The following is a 19,883-nucleotide window of genomic DNA, read 5'->3' on the forward strand; positions in this document are numbered from 1 at the left end:
CCGAAGCAGGTCGAAACGCATCTCGCCGAAGCCGGGGCTTGCGCCCATCAGCCCTTTAACTGCTATCCGCCTCGTCTCGCCTTTTATTTGGCAAGCTGGCGCATGACGCCGGGTAATAGCATGGCAAAGGGATTGACCGAGAGTGTCGGATTGCTCGCCGTGCCCGTCACCGTGAAAGTCGCGGCAAGGAGCCCTCCGCCTTTTTCGGGAGAGAACAGCTTGCCCACATTGGGCAGGCGCCCCGGCGCAGCGTTGATGCCGAATACCGGCACCACCGTGCCCTGAAGATCGAGCTTGCCCTGATCGAGGCCAATCTTCCCCTCAAGCGTCGCACCGAGAGCCGGATTGCCAAGATGCCCCTCACGAATCGTCATGACATCATTGGATATCTTCACCGGCAAACGCAGATGCTGCACCTCGAAGCGTTCCTCACTGGCCTGAGACCAGTTGAAAACGGAGAGATGGGTGGCCGCGGTCAGGGCAGCAGGTGGCTGCATGAATGTAAACGGCGAAACGGAAATGACGCCATCGAAGGGGGGCAGCTGCCCGGCGCCACCATCGCCGACATGCCCGGCGATCTGAGCCTTTCCGCCTTCGAGCCGCGCCGTCATCCCGGTCTGGTTCAGCAGCATGCCCAGATTTTCAACATCGAGCTGCAGATAACGCCCGGCGCCCCGAGGCATGAGCTGCATCTTTACAGCAACGGGCTGGCGTGCAGAAAAATGCCCGGTTTCCAGACGATTATTCCGATGCTCGAGGTGAGCCACGACCCCGCCGAAAGAGCCGGTCGGGCTGTAGAACAGGCGGTCAGTGGCGAGATCGACATTCCACCGCATTTCAGGCGCCGATTTCGCCATGGGCTTCACGGGGGGCTTCGCTGCGGGTTTCGCTGTCGGAAGCAGAGGCGTTCTGGCGCTCTTCTCTTTTTTATCATTACCATGGAGCAGAGGAGCGAGATCGAGATCATGCGCATGGACATGCACATTGATCGGCGCGCCCTCGAAACTCGGCAATTCGATCACCGCATCGCCATTCGATCGGCCGATGACAAAATTATCGAGGGCCAGGCTGCGCACCTGACCTTCGGTAACCTGACCACGTCCCGCGACATGCAGACCCGGGCCTTCTGCCGAGATCTGGTCGAGCGCCGCGACATGCCCGTCTCTCAAACCGATATGAGCTGAGGCTGTCGCCTCATCGCCCTGCATCTTGCGCCAGACGGGGATGGTCAGCGCGGCATCGGCAAGATTCAGGGCAAGCAGCAGATCGGCATGCCCGTCGAAACGGGCCTTGTAATCGGCCACAAGCTGCGCCCGCCCCTTGAACAGGCTTTGACTGCCGATATGCGAGCGCTCAAGCGCCACCTCGTCGAACACCGAAACGGCATGGACCTGCTCTCGCAGCCCCCCGTCACGACTGAGAAAATTCTCTTCGAGCCGGGCGGTGGTCGGCACGTTGTCGAGCAGACCGCTGCCGTCTAGGCTGAGGTGACGCTCCGTCGCCTTCATCGTGCCCGAAGCGCCGGTCAGATCGCGCCCTAGCACCACATTTCCCAGAGCCACATTTTCGAAACGCGCTTCGGCCGTGACATGGATCTGGCCGTTTTCGATATGAGACGACAGAGGCAGGCTTATCTGCCCCGTCACCACCACCGGGCCTGAAGAATGGGTGAACGGCAGCGGATGACGCGACAAGAGGTGAAGCCTCGGGTGCGCCAGCAGCGCGAGATGCGCCGCCAGATCGCCGGAGAGGGCGAGACTGATCGTGCCCATCTGGTCACGGGCCATCAGATCGCTGATCAGCATACTGCCGCCGTCGAGGTGCAGTCGGGGCGCATTTCTGGCATCGCTGCTGGGTTGTGCACCGCCCAGAAAATCGATCTTGAGCGTGTCCGGTCCGGCAAAGCTGAACCGCGCCGAAACATCCTCTGCGGGCGGTATCGGTCTCAGCCAATGCACCGTTGTGTCATCCACTTCGAGACTCGCAGAAGTCTGAACCGGGCGCAGATGCTCCCAACCCGTTTCGCTGCGTATCGTCGCGGCAATGGAGAGCCCCTTGCCTGTGCCTTGTGTCAGATTGCGCGTCACCCAGCGCCGCGCACCCTTCATGACAATGCGTGGCCAGATAGCCGCCATATGGGGCACATCAAGCGTCGTGGCCGAGGCAGAGACCTGACCGTCTATCTGTCGAGCCCGTGTCAACGAATCGATATGCAGCGTGCCGCCTGCGGCAAAATGCGTGGGATGGCCAAGATCGTCGACAAGGGTAATGCCCGCCTGTACGCCATCGATGACGGACTCCTTCCCCTGCAAAGCGAAATGAGCGGTAACGATACCCTCACTAATCTGAAGCGGCTGGTCATCTTTCTGGTCGATCGTCCCCTTGCCGAGCCGGAGGAAGAGCGTGGCATCGGGCATCGGCAATGCGTTCTTTCCCGCGCGGTTCGGCGGCAAAAGCTGGAATTGCACATCCAGCGCTACCGGCACGTGCCATGCCTGGCTATGGGGCAATAATCCCGCGAAAAGGGTCGGCATCACCGGGCCGAGCGCCGCCTGCCAGGAGGCGCCCCCATCCTGGCCTGCAACACCAAGCGCCTCAAACGGCATCCTCGGTTCTGCGGCAGGGCCGAACGTCCCGTTCATCTTGCCGAACCAGCCGGTCTGCGCCGCATCGACCGGGCGATCGAGCCTAGCCCCGGTAAAATGCAGTGCGAGATCACCGAAGGCCTGATCATGGCCCGGCACGGCATCGCGCAGAACGGCAGTCACATCATGCAGTGTCAGACTATGCAGAAATGCGATCGAAAACCCGCCAGAGCGGGAGGGCCGATGCACGGCACCTGGCCAGTCGAGATCGACGTTGCCATCAGGCGTACGACGCAGAATGATCCGTGCCGTGTCGACGTCGAGACGCGTTGGTTCGAAGGCGCCGCGTAGAAGCGGCGCCATTCTGAGCGCCATGCGCGCATCACGGGCGGCAAGCGTCGCGCTGCCATCCTGACGAAGGATACGCAGCCCCGTCGCTTCAACGATCAGAAGGGGATGGACATGTTTCAGCCCCGGCTGCCAGCTCAGAAAAACCCTGTCCCAGGTCAGACGACCGGCGGGGTGGTCAGGCTGTTGCCCGGCCTGAACTGCAACAGGGGTGAAATGCCTGGCAATCCCGGTAACATCGAGCGGGCCGGCAGAGAGACGCCAGAGAAATGCCGCGCCGGCCACAAGCAGGAAGGCAAGTGGCAGGGTTACGACAAGCGCCCCGAGACGGAACGCCCGCCAGGACGCACGATGAAAGAAATCGTGCGGCACTATTTCGATGAAAACCTACAATTCGGAGGCGGCTTCGGTCACTAGGGCGACGTGCTCGGCAGGCTTCACCTTGCGCCAGATGGCGCGGATCACACCATCGGCGTCGACCAGAAACGAACTGCGCTCCATGCCGAAATAGGTCTTGCCATAATTGGTCTTCTCAACCCAAGTGCCGTAGCGATCGGCCAGTTCATGCTCGGCATCGCTGGCGAGGATGAAATCGAGCCCGTATTTCTTGGCGAAACGCTCGAGCTTCTCGACTGGGTCGGGGCTGATGCCGATCACTTTCAGCCCCAGAGTGCCGAGTGTCTGCTTCTGGTCGCGCAGGTCGCATGCCTGGGTCGTGCATCCCGGCGTATCGGCCTTGGGATAGAAATAAACCAGATAGGGCTGCCCCTTCAGAGCCTCGCTGTCGATGGTCTGGCCACCGCAAGCAGGAAGGGAGAAAGCGGGCGCCCTATCGCCAATAGCTACCATGATGAAATCGAGACCTCGTGCTCAATATGCGGGATATGCCGGGTAGGAGGGATAGACTGCAACCGGCGGCGGGTAAACCACCCGCGGAGGCGGCTGATAGACCACTGGCGGGGGCGGAGCGTAGATGACAGGCGGCGGCGGCGGCGCGACATAGGGACGAGCGATCGCACCGATCACCGCGCCACCTACAAGACCACCGACCAGACCGCCGACAAAGGCGTTACCGCCCCCGCCGCGATGCCAGCCGCGATCGCCACGCCAACCGGGGCCCCCTCCATGCCAGCCGGGGCCACCGCCCCAGCCATAGGGATGAGCCTGAGCCAAGGGAGCGCCCCCCAGAAGACCTGCAAGGGGCAGAGCCGCGAGGCCAATTTTCAGGATATGACGCATTTGGAAACCTCCTCGACGGACCGGGCCAAACAGAGCGGCCGATCCGACATGAACGTTATACCCCGGATATGGTGTCGAATTTTGGACGGAACAGGACAAAAAACGGGCAGAAATGTAACATAATCGCGCAGAACGGCCCATTTAGCGCTTCCAAAGGGCTGAAACGACCTAGTGTGCCAGCTTCAGCGCGTCAATTTCGTGAAAGCCCTCAGGCTCCTTGAAAATCTCGGGGCCCTGTGGCGTCTCGGCATAGGTCACCGCGCGAATCAATGGTGTGCCGTCATGTGTCGCCAAAAGCAGCACACCATTATCGGCGTAGCAGAAATCGGCACTCCGCCCATCCGTATCGGTTGTCGTCCAGTGGGTGCAGTTCTGGTTGGCCACGCGATCCGCTGCCCCCCTGACCCACTGACCCGAAGCCCGCTCTCCGGGTGGCGCGAACTGGGAGTCCGGCGCGCCCGAAACCGTGTAGGTCTTGGCGCGCGTATCGACCACAGAAAGACGATGTGCGCGATAATCGGTCAGCATGATCAGCCCCGTCGACGTCATGTCGAGACGCTGCTGCCAATGGCCCGCGTTCCAGCGCATACGCTGAGGATAGATCTGCCCGTCCGGCCCGGTTGCCTCATAGGTGACATCCACATCGACCTGCGGCGTCACATAAGGCGTGGAAGCAGTAGACGCAGCGGTCTCATCCGCCATAGCCGACGAGACCGTGGGAGAGAGCGTGGCCAGAGCGAGGCCGCAAAGGGCAAAAGCCTTCATGATCACGGCTTGGCAGAGCTCTGCGGACCCGCACCGTGCGGGATGGGCATCTGGGCCGTGATCTGCTGGTAATCGGCAGGCGGGACAAACAGCGTATCGGCGATAGGCCCGTAGGTAACCTTCTGCGCTTCGAGCTTGCCGTGCAGCCCATCCGCATCGACGCCCTCCTCGCTCAGGATAACCCCGTCTTCCGTCACGCAGGCCAACGCCTTGCCGTGGGTGGTGGTGATGGTCCATTTGTTACATGCAAGACCCGCTACCGTTCCGGTGCCGTCAGGAGCGTATTGCATCGACATGTCGAGCATGAACGGATTACGCAGGCCATGCTTGGGCGCAAAGCTCGTATAGACGCGCTGCTTATGCATGATCAGCGTCACGCGCTGGGCGGGTCGGTCGAGAATGGTCGAACCAGCATGGTCCGCTGCGTCGATGCGCAGCTTGTCACCCTCGGCCTTGAACTGCACGACGGCCTGGACGGGATTGGGCATTTTTTCAGGCTGCACCGAATAAACCACCGTGACGTCGCGAGAAGGCGAAAGTCGCGGGTGCTGCTGGGCCAGAGCCGTGCCTGCCCCGCCCGTCATGAGGGCGACCAGCGAAAGCGCCGTAGCGCCCTTTACTTGGAACATCGACATTTTATTCCCTCCAATACGCCCTAACGAGCGTCGATACCGTCACGAAGACGGATGATCTCCTGTCGGAGCCTGCCCAGCGTGACATCTTCTTCCCACGATGCCTCAATCCCGACCGCGCGGTCCAGCATCAAGCGATAGTCTGCATCACGAACGGTGAGACAACCGAATGTTTCCAGATGCGCGGTCGGAAACTGCGTATCGAGCAGCACGAATCCTGAGCTACGCAGTGACGCGACTAGATGAACGAGCGCCGTCTTCGAGGCGTCCGTTTGTCTTGAGAACATGCTCTCGCCGAAAAACGCCCCGCCCAGCTTCACGCCATAAAGCCCGCCGACGAGCGCGCCGTCGGTCCAGGTCTCGATCGAATGCGCGTGACCGAGTCGATGCAAGAGACTGTACTGCGCCTGCAGACGCTGGCTGATCCAGGTACCGCCTCGCCCCGGAATCTCGGCGCAGCACCGGATTACCTCATCGAAACACCGATTGCTCGTTACGTCGAAACGCCCCTGAAGCAGGGTGCGGGCGAGTCTGCGTGAAAGATGAAAGCCCGAATTGAGCGGAAGAATGCCGCGCTCCTCCGGGCGATGCCAACTTATATCCTCGCAATCGCGCCCGTCGGACATCGGAAAGATGCCCTGTCGGTAGGCGCTGAGAAGATGCACCGGCGTGAGCGGATCAGGCTGCATGACACGCATCCCGTCGGCGCTCCGAAAGCCAGTGCGGTTTCCGATGGGCACTAACGGACTCATCATGATAGGAGAGCTGGCCCCCACCGCGAGATGGAATTCCCGAATGCCCCTGACCTTCGTTTATCTGATCGGCATCGCCCTTAGCGCTGTTCTCGCCTTTTTCGCACCGCATTATCAGGTGCTGGCGTTCGTCATGACAGCGCTGTTCTCGATCCAGCTCGTTCCGGTGGGATTGTTCGAGGCATTCCACACGCCGAAATCGGAATAGGCTCACTGCCGGTGGCCGGGTAGCGCGCTTGGCCGGAATATTCCCACGCGAAGGCGAGCTGGGACAACGCCAGCCATGGCAGCAGACCCCGTGGTGGTGACTCCCAGGGTCACGCCTCCAGACGAAACCCGTTTCGAAGTAGTACCTTCTGAAAGGCCATGCTTTTGAGCGCCGTCGTTCATGGCGAAAAACTTCCCGCACAAAGCCCCTTGGGCGGCGCATTACGATGTCGCGTCGGCTGGCCCTGTCTGGCGCATATGCTGGGCGGTGTCGCGCACGATCGGCCCATGCTGCCTTTCGAGACGCCTGATGGTAAACTGTGCCCGCGCGACCGCGCGATAATGCGACAGAAACGCAGCGTTCAGCGAAGCGCCGCAAAGAGCCCCGGCCACAGGCACCATTTGCAACGCGAATTTGCGCGACAGGCCGATACCGTAATGCGAGGCAACTTCGGCAATCAGCAGAACGATGGGCTTTCCGCGCATCAGCGCGCGCGCCGAGAAGAACCCGAGTTCGCTCTCATTGCCCGACTGACCGGCGAGAAAACCTCTCAGCGCAAAGACTTCCAGACAGGCCCGGCGTGTGTCTTCGTCGCTCAGATCTTCACCTTCCTCACGGGCGACACGGGCGATCTCGCGCATGATCGTCAAGGTCGTGAAGCCGATATCGGGCATAAGCCCGACGACACCGCCAAAACCGCCAAGCGCGCCCGAAACGGCGACCGCCGCCTGAGCCGCCGGGTCGCGCCATTTGGGTGCCTTGATGGACGATTCCTGCGCCATGCCCAGAATCGCAATATCGAAAGCCCGCGTAATCGACGCCTCGGCAAGACCTTGCAGCTTGGCCTGTATGTTAGGCGCCATGCCAAGGCCCTGCATGCCTAGGCGGGTTGCCTGACCGACGGCGCCACCCATCAGATCGGCCAGGCGCACAAGCACACCGCGCCCATGCTCCACCTTGGCGAGCGCAGACTGAAGCTGAGCCAGAGACTCGCTATCGAGAGAAAGCGGGGCGATTTCGCCGATTCCCGGGATCGTCGATCCGGTCGCTGAAGCCATGAATTCTGTTCTCCCTGAACTGAGCGCGCCCGCAAGGCGGGGCATGGCACGGGTCTGTGGACATTAGGTCCGTCGCAGCAAACGCAACGCCCGACCCGACCGGCAGTCACCAAACTTTGTCGCAAGGCCGCTTTTTTTTCATCCTACAACGTCGAGAGAGAACGAAACAGCCGCACCCCTGTTAGAATGATGAATAGCGCAGGCAGGAGCCCTTGATGCCCAGTACATTCCCCTTATCCCGGTTCGGCCTCGGTATCGCCACGCTGGCCGTTCCTCTCCTTCTCAGCCCTGGTCGCGCCGCAGCCGATCCAGCATCCCAGCTCCATGCCATGGAGCGACCGCTCACTCCGGTCGAGAAGGTCGCCCTGCCCGATGGCGGCGCGCCTCCGCCGCCTCACGGCTATGAGGTGACGGAGGATTTTGACAATTCGCTAAGGGGCTATTCCTATACGGTTCGCTCCCATCAGGCGCTCGGCCTGCCAGGGGCGGAGGCCCATCAATCCACACAGATTCCAAACGATGCACCGTCGCATTTCTCGTTTCTGGGCTGGCCGGTCAAGTTCAATGCGCCCGTGCGCCCGCCTTATGAGAATTCAGCCTATCATAACTATGCCGGCTCACCGGGTAACGGCCAGACAGACGTGGTCGCGCAATCCGACGCAGCAGGCACGGCTTTATGGACCAACAACCAGAGGTAGAGATCATGACCAGCCCACAGCCCGGCGACGGGGTCTCAACAGTCAATCCAGCCAATGGCGAAACCCTGGCGCATTATCCGTTTCTGACGGATGGCGCTGTGCAGGACATGCTGCGATCCGCAGAACGGGGCTTCGAGGGCTGGCGGGCCAAATCGCTCGGCGCGCGACTCGATCTGCTGCATCGCTTCGCCACGCGCCTGCGTGAGCGAAAGGAAGAGCTGGCGCGTCTGGCAACTCTCGAGATGGGCAAATCCGTCAGTTCAGCACGCGCGGAAGTCGAAAAATGTGCTGCGGTGATCGACTGGTACAGCAAACATGCCCCTGCCCTGCTGCGCGACAAGCCAATGCCGGTGCCCATGGGCGAGGCCCATCTCAGCTATGCCCCGACCGGTATCGTTCTGGCCGTGATGCCGTGGAATTTCCCCTACTGGCAGATCGTCAGGGCCGCCGTGCCGATCATGGTTGGAGGCAACGGGTTTATCGTCAAACCGGCAGAGAACACGCTGGGTTGCGGGCTCCTGCTCAATGAGATCGCCCGCGATTGCGACCTCGATGACGTTTTCATGAGCGTCAATCTCTCACGCGAGCAGACCGCCCATGTCATTGCCGATCCGCGGATCAGCGGCGTGACGGTGACGGGCAGCGTGCGCGCCGGGCGCATTCTGGCTGGAATCGCCGGACAGCACGGCAAGAAATCCCTCCTCGAACTCGGCGGGTCGGACCCGTTCATCGTGCTTGCCGATGCCGATCTCGACAAAGCAGTCGATGCAGCCGTCACGGCGCGTTTTGCCAATTGCGGTCAGGTCTGTATCGCCGCCAAGCGTATTATTCTCGAAGCGCCGATTGCCGAGGCCTTCAGCGAGAAATTCCTCGCCAAAGTGCGCGGATTGTCTCTGAGCGACCCGATGGATGACGACGCGTTTATCGGCCCCATGGCGCGCGCCGATCTGCGCGACGGGCTGCATGAGCAGGTGCGTCGTAGCGTCGCCGAGGGCGCTCAGCTCGTGATCGGCGGCGAGCCGATCGACCGCCCCGGTGCCTGGTATGAGCCAACTGTGCTCACAGGCGTCACCCGTCATATGACCGCGTTCAAGGAAGAGCTTTTCGGCCCGGTTGCCTGCCTGATCGAGGCCCGTGACACCGATCATGCCATCGCCCTTGCCAATGACAGCGCCTACGGGCTGGGCGCCAGTCTCTGGACACAGAATGCTACCCTCGGTCAGGCGTTGTCGCAGCGTATCGAATCCGGCAGCGTGTTCATTAATCGCATCACCGCCTCCGACCCGGCCCTGCCCATCGGCGGCGTCAAGGCCAGTGGCTACGGGCGTGAACTGACCGAGCTTGGCCTCTACGAGTTCATGAATATCAAGACTGTCTGGACCTGCTGACTCCGAAGCCCAACTGCTGCCTGCCCCCTGAAGAACATTCCGGGGGTAGGCTAAGCGACCGACCGCCCCCAGCCGCCCCCTCACCCGATCCGACCTGCGCGCAAAAGCTTCTTGTGTTATATCTTAAGATAGTACACTCTTAAGATATAACAGGAGATATAAATGCTTTTTCGTCATCATTTACGCCATGTTTTCAGCCGTCATGACGGCTTCGGCGGCGGGGCCGGCCATCGTTTCGGGGGGCGCTTCGGTCGCCATCGCGGCGGCGAGGTTCCGAGCGGTCGCAAGCTCAGCGCCGAGGAGTTGCAACTCGTGATCCTCGCCCTGCTGCAACAGAGCCCGGCCCATGGTTATGAAATCATCCGCAGGCTCGAGGGGCGGTCGAACGGCTTCTACAAGCCCAGCCCTGGCATGGTTTATCCCGCCCTTACCTATCTCGAGGAAATCGGCCAGGCCGCCGTCAGCCAGGAAGGCACGCGCAAGCTCTACACGATCACCGAGACCGGCAGCGCCCATCTCACGGCGAACAAGGCCGAAGCGGATCGCATTCTCGATATTCTCGAACGCATCGGCGCCCGCATGAGCGAAGTGCGCGAGGCCTTTGCCGGGTTGCACGATCTCGACCCTGAAGCTGCCGACGGACTCCACAAGGCGCGCCATCTTCTCAAGACAGCGCTCTATGCAAGACGTGGGTGCAGCCCGGTCGAGGCGCGGCGCATTGCGGCCATACTGACGCGGGCTGCTGCCGACATTGCCGAAGGGGAAAATTCGTGACGCAAGCCAGCTTTAGCCCCACAAAGATCCGTCATCCGCTGCGGCTCAGGCGCATCACGGTGGCCCAGATCATCCCGCTTTCGGACACAATGCGTCGCGTTGTTTTCACGGGTGAGGATCTGCATGATTTCGTGACCGCGGGCGTCGATGATCACGTCAAGCTGTTCTTCCCCCTGCCGGGCAGTGACGAGCCGGTTCTGCCGGATCTGGGCGCAGACCGAAGCGCGCTGCGCGACCCGCGCATCATCGCCCGTGACTACACGCCACGGCGTTTCGACGAGGAGCAACGCGAGCTCGTCATTGATTTCGTGCTGCATGAGGACGGCCCTGCCACGCAATGGGCCGCACAGGCAAAACCGGGACAGAGCCTGGGTATGGGTGGGCCGAAAGCCTCGCATATCGCCCCCGAGGCGCTAACGACACATCTGCTGATCGGCGACGATACGGCCCTGCCCGCCATTGCCCGCACGCTCGAAACACTGGCGCCCAACCATCGTGCCATCGTGCTTCTGGACACGCGTGAGAGCGAGAAAACCTATCCGCTGATCAGCCAAGCCTGGATCGAGGTGCATCGCTGCGAAAAAGGGGGTGACGAGACCCTGCCGGACCTGCTGCGTCACGTCGTACTGCCCTCGGTCAACAAGCTCAATGTCTGGATTGCCGCTGAGATCGACGTGGTGCGCAGACTGCGCGATCATCTGGTCAATGAGGAAGCCGTGCCCCGCACACAGATACGCGCTGCCGGTTACTGGCGGCATGGTGATGCTGCCGGGGGTGGCCGTCTCGAAACATGACAGCGCTCCTGATGACAGCGTTCCGGCGCCAGCGTACGCGCTTCAGGCGATGAACTTCGCCTGAGCCTTGCGCAGTGAGTCGGGGGGCAATGCGCCGTCCGGGGTGTGAGCATCCTGAATGCCAGTACCGAGCGCCGTCACGACCGGCAGGACACCGCCCCAAAGCGTTGAGGGTAGATCGACCGGGTCTTCCACCGGCGGCCCGGTCCGCATCTTGGCGCTCGCCGCCTCAATATCGACAGCGATCACGCCGGTCGCCTTGAGTTCCTGAACACTCATGGCTCTGACCTCACCGCTGCGCCCGGGCAACAAATGGTCGGTAATCGCGTCAAGCGCACGCGCATGTTCCTCACCCGTGACTTTTCTCGCCTGACCATGCACCACCGCGCAGCGGTAATTGACCGAGTGATGAAAAGTCGAGCGCGCCACCACGATGCCGGTCAGTTGCGTGACCGTTACGCAAATCTTCAGCCTGTCCAACCCCATCAGTCGGGTTTTGGAGGCGCCATGCAGATAAAGTGTGTCGCCCAGACGCGCATAGGCCATGGGCATCACCATCGGCCTTTCCTCAGCCACAAAACCCACATGACCCACGAGGCCTGCATCGAGAATGGCGTGAATGGTCGCCTCGTCATAACGCGCGCGTTTACCCTGACGGGCCTTTGCATAATCGGGAACCAACCTCGCCTCCTCTGTCTGACATCGCCAATCATCGCTTGACCGAAACGGGTCTAGCGCGCCAACTGGACTGCTTCTAGATCCGGTTTTTAGAAATTCCCTCATGCCAGTTTTTCTGCCTGCGTTTTTCCAGCCCGACGCGACACGTGCCGACCCGCTACCGGTGCAGCTTTTCGCCGCGCTGGGAACGGCGATACGCGCCGGGCGCATAGCCGACGGAGAAACCCTGCCCTCGACGCGCCATGCAGCGCAGGTGCTCGGCCTCTCACGCAGCTCGATCACCACCGCCTACGACCTGCTTCGCGCTGAAGGCATCATCGAGATGCGGCCCGGGCGGCGACCGAGGGCGCGCCTTTTAGCTCTCCCCGCTGCCGATCGCGTCGAAAGCATCGCACCCACCCTGTCGACGCGCGGTCAGCGCATGGCGCATGACCCGCGCAAGGCTAGCTACGCCACAGAATCGGGCCGGTTGGCGCCCGGCCTGCCCGATGAGCGCGCGTTTCCCGCCGATCTCTGGGCGCAGACCCTGCGCCGCCAGGCGCGACAGGCCCAAGGCGATGAAGCGGGCTATGGCGGCTATCATGGCGCGCAGGCCCTGCGTGAAACGCTCTGCGCCCGTCTGGCCAGCGATCGCGGTCTTGCGGTCACGCCAGAGCAGATCCTGATTACGCCCGGCACGCAGGCATCTCTCAGCCTCATCACGCAGATCATGACCGATCCGGGCGATATCATCGCCATGGAAGACCCCGGCTATGTCGGCGCAAAAGCGAGTTTTCTGGCGGGCGGCGCGACCCTCTGCCCGGTGCCGGTCGATAGCGATGGCATGCAGGTCGAGGCGCTGCCACAGGAAGCGCGCCTCATCTATATCACGCCCTCGAACCAGTATCCGCTCGGCGGGCGCATGGGGCTCGGGCGGCGCCTCGCTTTGCTCGAGCGCGCGCGCAACCAGGGCGCGCTTATCATTGAAGACGATTACGACAGCGAATTTCTCTGGCATGGCCGCGAAATTGCGGCACTCGCCGCCCATGGCAGCGGCACGGAATGTGTCTATCTCGGCTCAGCCTCCAAGGCGCTGTTACCCGGCCTCAGACTCGGCTGGATGGTGGTGCCAGCTGCCCTGATCGATCCGATGAGAGTAGCGCATCGCACCACGGGCTGCGCTGCCAATCTTCACGCCCAGCTGGCCTTGTCGGAAGTGATGGCATCGGGCCAGTACCGCAGGCATCTGCGCCATATCGCACGGCTTTATCAGAGCCGGGGCGAAGCGCTGTATGAGGCGCTGCGCGACTGCGAGGGGGTTACTGTGGCCCGGCCTCGCGGCGGCGTGCAGCTCGGCCTACGCTTTGAGAAAAAAGGCGCCGAAACGCGCTGCCAGAATGCACTGGCCGAAAGGGGCTATCGTGTCGCCCGGCTTTCGGCCCTTTGCCTTGCGGCGCCGCAGGAAGGGCTCGTGATCGGATTTGCGACCCTGCGCCCCAGCGACCCGGCACGTATCGCCGCTGCGATACGAAAAACCCTCTCTGCGCCCGCAGAAAGCTGAAGCAGAAAGGATTCAGGGAGCAGGCTATTTTTTCTGCCACTGTCCAAGCTGGCAGAGATACGCCCACTCGCCTTCGCGCACAGGCGCCACGGAAAGACGCGACTGACGCAAAAGAGCCATTTCCGAAAGGGTCGGGTCGGCTTTGATCATCGCGAGCGAGACCGGGTTGGCAAAAGCGCCACGCGCCCTCACATCGACACAGACCCATTTCCCGCCTTCGCCGGTCGGGTCGGGATAGGCTTCACGCACGACTTCAACCACACCCACGATCTCCTTGTCAGAGACCGAGTGATAGAAAAAGGCCAGATCGCCGCAACGCATGGCAGAGAGATTGTTACGCGCCTGATAATTCCGCACCCCGGTCCAGGGCTCGACCCCGTTTTCGACCTGTTGCTGCCACGAAAACGTCTCTGGCTCGGATTTGATCAACCAGTATTGCATCAACGCCCCTCTTCCATCGGCTCAGCCTGTGGCGAGCGCGTGAATTAATTCGCTCAGCCCCGCTCCCCCCGTCGATTTTTTTGCCTTATCAAAACGAGTTCCGATCAAAAAACTTCATCGGATGGGGCCATTCTCGGGCTATACCATGCCCGAACGCCGCAGGAGAGAGGCCAAGAGTGACGAAAGCGACGCATCAGACCCCTTCAGGGCGGCCCGTGCCAGGGGGCTTCCTGCATCGCTTCGCCAATCCCGGTCGCTTTCTGCGCCTGTCACGCTGGCTCTTCCCCGTGCTGTGCGTCACCTCCTGCTTGTTTCTCGCCGTCGGTTTGATCTGGGCGCTGCTCTTTTCCCCCGCCGACTGGCAGCAGGGCGATGCGGTGCGCATCATGTATCTGCATGTTCCCATGGCGATTCTGGCCTCGGCCGGCTACGCCGCACTGGCACTGTGCGGCGTGCTATCCTTGGTCTGGAAACACCCGCTCGCCGATCTCGCCGCCGTCGAAATCGGGCCGATCGGCGCCGTGATCACGGGACTCTGCCTGATCACCGGAGCGTTATGGGGCAAGCCCATGTGGGGCGCCTGGTGGGTCTGGGATGCCAGACTGACCTCTGTACTGGTGCTCTTCTTTCTTTATCTCGGTCATATTGCGCTCATCCAGGCTTTCGACGACCCGCAGCGCGGCTATCGTGCCGCTGCGGTTCTGGCCATTGCCGGGGTGATCGATCTGCCGATCATCAAGTTCAGCGTGAACTGGTGGAATACGCTTCACCAGCCCGACAGCATCACCCTTACCCACGCGCCCACTATGCCGTCTTCGATGCTGCTGCCTCTGTCGCTCTGCATGATCGGTTTCTCGGCAGGATTCGCCGCGCTCGTGACAGGCAGGCTGAAAGCCGCCATTCTCGAGACACGCGCCCAGCAGATGCTGACCCGACGCACCCGCCCGCTAAGCGACGTTGCATGATCCACCTTACCTACACGCACTGGCCCTATATCGCGGCTTCATACGGCTTTGCCCTGCTCGCCATGCTCTGGCTGAGCATTCAGCTTACCCTGCGCCTGCGCCACGCGACGACACGGCTGGCCCTGCTCGAACGCCATGACGCGCGCAGAAAGCCGACTGCATGACGCCCCCTTCCTCTCCGATCAACACGTCACAGCAGCAGACTGGGCGTCAAACCGGGCGCCAAACGAAGCACATGACCCGCAAGAGCCGCCGCCTCTGGCTGGTTCTGGCCTGTCTGGCCTGTTTCGCCGTGGCGGCCGGGCTGGTGCTCAACGCGTTTTCGTCCAGCATCGTGTTTTTCATGGCGCCGTCGCAGATATTGAAAGCCCCGCCGACCGCCGATCGGGTGGTCCGTCTAGGAGGCATGGTGGTCGCGGGCTCTCTCAAGCGTCGCGTAGAAGGGCAGACACCCATCAACCTGTTCGAGATCACGGACGGACAAGCCGCCGTCGATGTGCGCTACGAGGGCATTCTTCCCGATCTGTTTCGCGAGGGGCAGAGTGTCGTGGCGCTTGGCACCTATCGACAAGGGGACGGTTTCATCGCCTCGGAAGTTTTGGCCAAGCATGACGAGACCTATATGCCCAAGGAAGTCGCCGATGCCCTGCAACGCAGCGGCAAATGGGACCCGAAATTCGGCAAGCCTCCATCGAGCGACGCTCTGAACAGCATGGCCCGTGGGGCGACAGGTGGTTCGGGCGGTCGATGAGTAGTTTTTTCGGCCCTGAACAGGGACATTATGCTCTCGCTCTCGCCTGCGTGCTGGCACTCGCCCAATGCGTTTTGCCGCTATGGGGGGCGTGGCGCGGAAGGCGTTTCATGCTCGATCTCGCACCACGTCTGGCCTTCGCCCAGCTTCTCGCACTGACCTATTCGTTCTTAAGCCTGATCGTCTGTGCGGTGCAGGATGATTTCTCGGTGCAGAACGTCGCTGCCAATTCGGCACTGAGCAAGCCGCTTCTGTATAAAATCACCGGAGTCTGGGGCAATCACGAAGGGTCGGTGCTGCTCTGGGCCCTTATCCTTGCCCTCTGCGGCGGGGCCGTCGCCCTGCTGGGGCGAGACCTGCCTCTGGTTCTGAAGGCACGCGTTCTGGCCGTACTCGGCGGTGTCTCGACAGGGTTTCAGCTTTTTTGCCTGCTGACGTCCAACCCCTTTGCGCGCGTCTGGCCTGCCCCGGCAGACGGACAGGGAATGAACCCCCTGCTTCAGGACCCCGGCCTCGCCTTTCATCCCCCGGTTCTCTACACCGGCTATGTCGGCTTTGCGGTGCCCTTCGCCTTCGCCGTAGCCGCCCTGATCGAGGGCCGTGTCGATGCAGCATGGGGGCGATGGGTGCGTCCCTGGGCCGCCGCCGCCTGGTGCTTTCTGACCTGTGGCATCGCGATGGGCTCGTGGTGGTCGTATTATGTGCTCGGCTGGGGCGGCTACTGGTTCTGGGACCCGGTCGAAAACGCCTCGCTCATTCCCTGGCTGACAGGAACGGCGCTGGTGCATTCGGCCATCGTGGTCGAAAAACGCGACGCGCTGCGCATCTGGACCGTGCTGCTGGCCATCGCCAGCTTCTCTTTTTCGCTTTCCGGCACCTTCCTCGTGCGCTCGGGTATTCTCAACTCGGTTCATGCCTTCGCCAATGATCCGGCGCGTGGTGTTTTCATTCTCGGCCTGCTGGCGCTGGTGATCGGCGGATCGCTTCTACTCTTTGCCTGGCGGGCTCCCAGCCTCACAGCCGGGGGTATTTTCGCGCCCATCTCGCGAGAGGGCGGGCTGGTACTCAATAATATCCTGCTCTGTGCGCTCTGCGCCGTTGTCGTGACCGGCACGATGTATCCGCCCTTCATGCAGATCCTGACCGGGCGCACGCTCTCTGTCGGCAAACCGTTTTTCGACGCCACCACCATACCCCTGGCCTTGCCGCTGATGGGCGCCATGGCGCTCGGAACGCTGCTGCCCTGGAAGCGCGGCCATCTTCGCCCTCTGCTGCGCCGCCTGCGTGTAGCAGGGTCGATCGCGCTCCTGGCGCTGGTTACGGGTTGTTTTTTGCTCAGCGGCTTCCTGCCTGCCCTCTGCGCTGCCGCTGCGCTCTGGGTGATCATGGCGAGCCTGACGGACCTATCCACGCGTCTCGGCCTGCGGGATGGCCTGACCGTCATACGCCAGCGTCTGAGCCGCCTGCCACGCGCCATATGGGGAAGCGCCATCGCCCATATCGGCATGGGGGTGACGGTGCTGGGTATTACGGGCATGTCGCAGGCCCAACACGCTGTCGTCGAGATCGGTATTGGCCAGACGCTCCATCAGGGTGCGCTCGACTGGCGCCTGGTTTCGGTCAGAAAGGAAACGGGGCCGAACTACAAGGCACTCGTGGCCGATCTGACGGTCTCGCGCCACGGTCGCGTGATCGCCACGCTGCATCCCTCGCGGCGGGATTTTGCGAGCCAGCATCAGGTGACGACCGATGTTGCCATTCGCACCAATCTTCTGCGCGATCTTTATGCCGCACTCGGCGAAAGCCATGGCAATGGCGTTGATGCCCGCTATGTGCTGCGCCTGCATAACAACCCTCTCGCCCCCTGGATCTGGCTTGGCGGCGTCATCATGGCCTTTGGCGGCGCGCTATCTCTCACCGATAGGCGCCATCGTTTCGGCGCACCGAAAAAGGCACGGGGCGGGAAAGATCCCGTTCCCATGGCTCAGGAAAGCCGCTCATGAAAATCTTGACGAGGCGACGCCTGCTCATGACCCTGCCGGTCGCCGGGGCTGGACTGGCTGGGTTCGGGTGCTGGAAAATGCTTGCCGCCATGCAGGACGGCTCTTTCGACCCACATGCGATACGTCGCGACCAGCGCAACCAGATCGTGCCTGATTTTGCGTTGCCCGGCCTCTCAGGCGCGGGGGACGGGTTCGATGCCGCCGCGCTCAGTCAGAATGACAGACCTGTTCTGGTGAATTTCTTCGCCTCCTGGTGCATCCCCTGTGTTGCTGAAATGGCCGCGCTCAGAGGAATCGCGCGACAAATGCCACTTTGGGGCATCGCCTATAAGGACAAGCCGGAAGATGCCCGCCGCTTCATCACCCGCGACGGCTCGCCTTACATGCGTGTTGCGCTCGATCAGACCGGCATGACCGCCATCGATTGGGGGGTGAGCGGCGTGCCAGAGAGCTTTCTGATTTTGCCCGGCGGCCGTATCGCCTGGCATGGCGCTTCAGCACTCGATGAAACGCTGTTCCGCCGGGAAATCCTGCCGCTGGCGAACGCTGCCCCATGAGAATACGCGCTTTGTCTGCCTGCCTGCTTCTTGGCCTGGGCGCTCTGGCTCTACCTGCCCGCGCCCTCGATGATCCGTCCGAGATGTTACCCATCCCGGCGCAGGAGAAGCGAGCCGAGGCGATAGGCGCGCAATTGCGCTGCCTCGTCTGCCAGAACGAATCGATCGAAGACAGTTCGGCGTCTCTGGCACGCGATCTGCGCCATGTCGTGCGCCAACATGTCGCTGCGGGAGAGAGCAACCAGCAGATCATGGCCTGGATGACCCAGCGTTATGGCGAGTTCATCAGGCTGAAGCCCCGCTTTACTGCCTCGACCCTTCTGCTCTGGGCGATGCCCGTACTCGCTCTCACGCTTGGAGGGATACTCGCCGCCCTGATGCTGCGCCGCCCCCGCAGCACCGAGCCCCTCGATGAAAGGGAGGAAAAGCGCCTCGCCGAGATCCTTGGCGAGCAGGATATGCCAAGATGAACTGGCTCGGCTTTCTCATCTCCAGCGTCGTCATACTGCTGCCGCTTCTGGCGTTGCTCCTGCCGAAGCGACGCAACAGTGCCGCACCGGTCAGCGCGCGGCTTTCCGCGCTCACTCTCTATCATCATCAATTGCGCGATCTCGACCGCGATCGTGAGAGCGGCCTGCTGGATGATGGTGAGCTGTCGCGCTCCGAGCTGGAGATACAGCGACGCATTCTCGAGGCAGATCGGCTCCAAGAGAGCCCGCTGAAGACGCAGCCTCACCAGACCCTGCGTTTTGCCCTCCTTCTGGTGGTGCTGCCCTGTTTCGGCTTCGCTCTCTATCTTGCCAACGGCCATCCTTCCCTGCCCGCTCAGCCTCACAGGGCCACGGCAATCGCCGTGCCACCCGCAATGCAGGCGCTTTTCGACAAGCTCGACAGACAGGTCGCCAGCATGACACCGGATGACCCGGACTATGTGCGTCAGTCCGTTCTGCTCGGTCAGGTCGATGAGGCGCTCAACCGCCCCGATGACGCCCTGCGCGCCTACCGCAAGGCGCTGTCTGCACGATTCATTCCAGAACTCGCCATACAAATTGCAGAGCTACAGACCCAGCAGGACGGCCATATCTCGGCGGACAGCCTCGCCCTGTATCAAAAGGCGCTCGATGCAGCTCCTGCCGACGCGCCTTGGCGTCTCGCCGTCGAAGCCCGCATTGCGGCAGGGGAACATGACCAGTCACCCTGAATTTTCACCTCACTCGAAACAAGGTCGTCTGTTTTCGGAAAAAGCGTCATCAAGACATGACGGGCATGATGCTGCCATTTTGCTGTTGCAAAAACGTTTTCGATAACGGCAAGAGCGGTTCCATGGTGCGTCTCTCCCCCCTGCCCCGACAGCGATCCATTATAACCGGGAATTATCTGCCCGTGCCGCGCCCCCCTGCGCGGGAGACGGTCGTGCTATGCCCGGTATGTCGGGGCAAAATGCAGCGCACCGATGAAGAATGTCCCAATTGCCACGCTGTGCGCCATTTCGGCCCGACACGGCGAGAGACGATTCTAAGCGTCCTCATCGGTGTCGTGAGTGCGCCCGCCCTGTCGCTTCTGATAATCCGCCCCTCGTTCTGGACTGCTGTCATTGCGGTGGCGGGGCTGCTCGCCGGGTTCTATGTCGCGCATAGCCGCCATACGAGCGATCGCTGGCTGCGTAATCCGCGCTAAGCAGAAGACTTCGTAACAAGATGCAGCTTT

General features: G+C 61.9%; 23 protein-coding genes. 14 read left to right on the top strand and 9 right to left on the bottom strand.

Going from position 1 to position 19,883, the window contains the following annotated elements; genetic code table 11:
- Positions 1-83: 83 nt before the first annotated feature.
- The 6 genes from ABHV46_RS04155 to aat all read right to left on the bottom strand — a co-directional run bounded on the left by ABHV46_RS04155 (position 84) and on the right by aat (position 6,258).
- Positions 84-3,305: a hypothetical protein gene (locus ABHV46_RS04155; protein ID WP_438382921.1), complete on the bottom strand. Its 3,222-nt coding sequence runs from the start codon at positions 3,303-3,305 to the stop codon at positions 84-86.
- Positions 3,306-3,320: 15 nt separating this feature from the next.
- A complete protein-coding gene (gene bcp, locus ABHV46_RS04160) occupies positions 3,321-3,782 on the bottom strand; it encodes a thioredoxin-dependent thiol peroxidase (RefSeq protein WP_336944908.1) in 462 nt (153 codons plus the stop codon).
- A gap of 21 nt (positions 3,783-3,803) precedes the next feature.
- Positions 3,804-4,172, bottom strand: a complete 369-nt coding sequence (locus ABHV46_RS04165) for a hypothetical protein (protein WP_336944907.1) — start codon at positions 4,170-4,172, stop codon at positions 3,804-3,806.
- 168 nt (positions 4,173-4,340) lie between these two features.
- Positions 4,341-4,937, bottom strand: a complete 597-nt coding sequence (locus ABHV46_RS04170) for a hypothetical protein (protein ID WP_438382925.1) — start codon at positions 4,935-4,937, stop codon at positions 4,341-4,343.
- A 2-nt stretch (positions 4,938-4,939) separates the two neighbouring features.
- Complete coding sequence (locus ABHV46_RS04175; protein ID WP_438382927.1) at positions 4,940-5,572, bottom strand: hypothetical protein; 633 nt, start codon at positions 5,570-5,572, stop codon at positions 4,940-4,942.
- Between the two features lie 20 nt (positions 5,573-5,592).
- A complete protein-coding gene (gene aat / locus ABHV46_RS04180; protein ID WP_438382929.1) occupies positions 5,593-6,258 on the bottom strand; it encodes a leucyl/phenylalanyl-tRNA--protein transferase in 666 nt (221 codons plus the stop codon).
- 106 nt (positions 6,259-6,364) lie between these two features.
- Between aat and ABHV46_RS04185 the strand changes: the two genes are divergently transcribed.
- Positions 6,365-6,529: a hypothetical protein gene (locus tag ABHV46_RS04185; protein ID WP_438382931.1), complete on the top strand. Its 165-nt coding sequence runs from the start codon at positions 6,365-6,367 to the stop codon at positions 6,527-6,529.
- A 221-nt stretch (positions 6,530-6,750) separates the two neighbouring features.
- Here the strand turns inward: ABHV46_RS04185 and ABHV46_RS04190 are convergent, their stop codons facing one another.
- Positions 6,751-7,587: an EcsC family protein gene (locus tag ABHV46_RS04190; protein ID WP_438382933.1), complete on the bottom strand. Its 837-nt coding sequence runs from the start codon at positions 7,585-7,587 to the stop codon at positions 6,751-6,753.
- A gap of 215 nt (positions 7,588-7,802) precedes the next feature.
- Here ABHV46_RS04190 and ABHV46_RS04195 point away from each other — a divergent pair, with 215 nt between their 5' ends.
- The 4 genes from ABHV46_RS04195 (at position 7,803) to ABHV46_RS04210 (ending at position 11,241) form a co-directional block, all read left to right on the top strand.
- Positions 7,803-8,285, top strand: a complete 483-nt coding sequence (locus ABHV46_RS04195) for a hypothetical protein (protein WP_438382935.1) — start codon at positions 7,803-7,805, stop codon at positions 8,283-8,285.
- 5 nt (positions 8,286-8,290) lie between these two features.
- A complete protein-coding gene (locus ABHV46_RS04200) occupies positions 8,291-9,673 on the top strand; it encodes an NAD-dependent succinate-semialdehyde dehydrogenase (protein ID WP_438382937.1) in 1,383 nt (460 codons plus the stop codon).
- A gap of 162 nt (positions 9,674-9,835) precedes the next feature.
- Positions 9,836-10,447 (top strand): PadR family transcriptional regulator, encoded by a 612-nt coding sequence (locus ABHV46_RS04205; RefSeq protein ID WP_438382940.1) that lies wholly within the window; start codon positions 9,836-9,838, stop codon positions 10,445-10,447.
- A complete protein-coding gene (locus ABHV46_RS04210) occupies positions 10,444-11,241 on the top strand; it encodes a siderophore-interacting protein (protein ID WP_438382943.1) in 798 nt (265 codons plus the stop codon). Before ABHV46_RS04205 ends, ABHV46_RS04210 begins: the two co-directional genes overlap by 4 nt.
- A 42-nt stretch (positions 11,242-11,283) precedes the next feature.
- Here ABHV46_RS04210 and ABHV46_RS04215 read toward each other — a convergent pair whose 3' ends face one another.
- Positions 11,284-11,922, bottom strand: a complete 639-nt coding sequence (locus ABHV46_RS04215; RefSeq protein ID WP_438382945.1) for a pyridoxamine 5'-phosphate oxidase family protein — start codon at positions 11,920-11,922, stop codon at positions 11,284-11,286.
- A gap of 100 nt (positions 11,923-12,022) precedes the next feature.
- Between ABHV46_RS04215 and ABHV46_RS04220 the strand changes: the two genes are divergently transcribed.
- Entirely contained in the window at positions 12,023-13,459 is a 1,437-nt protein-coding gene (locus ABHV46_RS04220; protein ID WP_438382947.1) for a PLP-dependent aminotransferase family protein, read from the top strand.
- A gap of 24 nt (positions 13,460-13,483) precedes the next feature.
- Here the strand turns inward: ABHV46_RS04220 and ABHV46_RS04225 are convergent, their stop codons facing one another.
- The gene (locus ABHV46_RS04225; RefSeq protein WP_438382950.1) at positions 13,484-13,900 is read right to left on the bottom strand and encodes an EVE domain-containing protein; all 417 of its coding nucleotides are present in this window, start codon (positions 13,898-13,900) and stop codon (positions 13,484-13,486) included.
- 176 nt (positions 13,901-14,076) lie between these two features.
- On the opposite strand from ABHV46_RS04225, the gene ABHV46_RS04230 reads away from it, so the two are divergent.
- The 8 genes from ABHV46_RS04230 (at position 14,077) to ABHV46_RS04265 (ending at position 19,853) form a co-directional block, all read left to right on the top strand.
- Positions 14,077-14,865 carry a heme ABC transporter permease gene (locus ABHV46_RS04230; RefSeq protein WP_438382953.1) on the top strand — a complete coding sequence of 263 codons (789 nt, stop codon included), beginning with the start codon at positions 14,077-14,079 and terminating at the stop codon, positions 14,863-14,865.
- Complete coding sequence (locus ABHV46_RS04235) at positions 14,862-15,029, top strand: heme exporter protein CcmD (RefSeq protein WP_438382956.1); 168 nt, start codon at positions 14,862-14,864, stop codon at positions 15,027-15,029. Before ABHV46_RS04230 ends, ABHV46_RS04235 begins: the two co-directional genes overlap by 4 nt.
- Before the next feature lie 71 nt (positions 15,030-15,100).
- On the top strand, positions 15,101-15,616 hold the full coding sequence (gene ccmE / locus ABHV46_RS04240; RefSeq protein ID WP_438382957.1) for a cytochrome c maturation protein CcmE: 516 nt from the start codon (positions 15,101-15,103) through the stop codon (positions 15,614-15,616).
- Positions 15,613-17,619, top strand: a complete 2,007-nt coding sequence (locus ABHV46_RS04245; RefSeq protein ID WP_438382959.1) for a heme lyase CcmF/NrfE family subunit — start codon at positions 15,613-15,615, stop codon at positions 17,617-17,619. Before ccmE ends, ABHV46_RS04245 begins: the two co-directional genes overlap by 4 nt.
- Positions 17,616-18,176, top strand: coding sequence for a redoxin domain-containing protein (locus tag ABHV46_RS04250; protein ID WP_438382961.1), 561 nt, complete (start codon positions 17,616-17,618; stop codon positions 18,174-18,176). Before ABHV46_RS04245 ends, ABHV46_RS04250 begins: the two co-directional genes overlap by 4 nt.
- Positions 18,173-18,646, top strand: a complete 474-nt coding sequence (locus ABHV46_RS04255) for a cytochrome c-type biogenesis protein (RefSeq protein ID WP_438382962.1) — start codon at positions 18,173-18,175, stop codon at positions 18,644-18,646. Before ABHV46_RS04250 ends, ABHV46_RS04255 begins: the two co-directional genes overlap by 4 nt.
- Positions 18,643-19,377, top strand: coding sequence for a c-type cytochrome biogenesis protein CcmI (gene ccmI / locus ABHV46_RS04260; protein ID WP_438382965.1), 735 nt, complete (start codon positions 18,643-18,645; stop codon positions 19,375-19,377). The genes ABHV46_RS04255 and ccmI overlap by 4 nt, the downstream gene beginning before the upstream one ends.
- Positions 19,378-19,499: 122 nt before the next feature.
- Positions 19,500-19,853, top strand: a complete 354-nt coding sequence (locus tag ABHV46_RS04265; RefSeq protein WP_438382968.1) for a hypothetical protein — start codon at positions 19,500-19,502, stop codon at positions 19,851-19,853.
- Positions 19,854-19,883 lie beyond the last annotated feature (30 nt).

The organism is Asaia sp. BMEF1 (genome assembly GCF_051628905.1).
In the GTDB taxonomy this organism is placed as follows: Bacteria; Pseudomonadota; Alphaproteobacteria; order Acetobacterales; family Acetobacteraceae; genus Asaia.

Excerpts from the sequence above, each read along its gene's own strand:
- bcp (WP_336944908.1), bottom strand. The coding sequence starts at position 3,782 with ATGGTAGCTATTGGCGATAGGGCGCCCGCTTTCTCCCTTCCTGCTTGC.
- ABHV46_RS04165 (WP_336944907.1), bottom strand. The coding sequence starts at position 4,172 with ATGCGTCATATCCTGAAAATTGGCCTCGCGGCTCTGCCCCTTGCAGGT.
- ABHV46_RS04170 (WP_438382925.1), bottom strand. The coding sequence starts at position 4,937 with ATGAAGGCTTTTGCCCTTTGCGGCCTCGCTCTGGCCACGCTCTCTCCC.
- ABHV46_RS04175 (WP_438382927.1), bottom strand. The coding sequence starts at position 5,572 with ATGTCGATGTTCCAAGTAAAGGGCGCTACGGCGCTTTCGCTGGTCGCC.
- aat (WP_438382929.1), bottom strand. The coding sequence starts at position 6,258 with ATGCAGCCTGATCCGCTCACGCCGGTGCATCTTCTCAGCGCCTACCGA.
- ABHV46_RS04185 (WP_438382931.1), top strand. The coding sequence starts at position 6,365 with ATGCCCCTGACCTTCGTTTATCTGATCGGCATCGCCCTTAGCGCTGTT.
- ABHV46_RS04190 (WP_438382933.1), bottom strand. The coding sequence starts at position 7,587 with ATGGCTTCAGCGACCGGATCGACGATCCCGGGAATCGGCGAAATCGCC.
- ABHV46_RS04195 (WP_438382935.1), top strand. The coding sequence starts at position 7,803 with ATGCCCAGTACATTCCCCTTATCCCGGTTCGGCCTCGGTATCGCCACG.
- ABHV46_RS04200 (WP_438382937.1), top strand. The coding sequence starts at position 8,291 with ATGACCAGCCCACAGCCCGGCGACGGGGTCTCAACAGTCAATCCAGCC.
- ABHV46_RS04205 (WP_438382940.1), top strand. The coding sequence starts at position 9,836 with ATGCTTTTTCGTCATCATTTACGCCATGTTTTCAGCCGTCATGACGGC.
- ABHV46_RS04220 (WP_438382947.1), top strand. The coding sequence starts at position 12,023 with ATGCCAGTTTTTCTGCCTGCGTTTTTCCAGCCCGACGCGACACGTGCC.
- ABHV46_RS04225 (WP_438382950.1), bottom strand. The coding sequence starts at position 13,900 with ATGCAATACTGGTTGATCAAATCCGAGCCAGAGACGTTTTCGTGGCAG.
- ABHV46_RS04235 (WP_438382956.1), top strand. The coding sequence starts at position 14,862 with ATGATCCACCTTACCTACACGCACTGGCCCTATATCGCGGCTTCATAC.
- ccmE (WP_438382957.1), top strand. The coding sequence starts at position 15,101 with ATGACCCGCAAGAGCCGCCGCCTCTGGCTGGTTCTGGCCTGTCTGGCC.
- ABHV46_RS04245 (WP_438382959.1), top strand. The coding sequence starts at position 15,613 with ATGAGTAGTTTTTTCGGCCCTGAACAGGGACATTATGCTCTCGCTCTC.
- ABHV46_RS04250 (WP_438382961.1), top strand. The coding sequence starts at position 17,616 with ATGAAAATCTTGACGAGGCGACGCCTGCTCATGACCCTGCCGGTCGCC.
- ABHV46_RS04255 (WP_438382962.1), top strand. The coding sequence starts at position 18,173 with ATGAGAATACGCGCTTTGTCTGCCTGCCTGCTTCTTGGCCTGGGCGCT.
- ccmI (WP_438382965.1), top strand. The coding sequence starts at position 18,643 with ATGAACTGGCTCGGCTTTCTCATCTCCAGCGTCGTCATACTGCTGCCG.
- ABHV46_RS04265 (WP_438382968.1), top strand. The coding sequence starts at position 19,500 with ATGGTGCGTCTCTCCCCCCTGCCCCGACAGCGATCCATTATAACCGGG.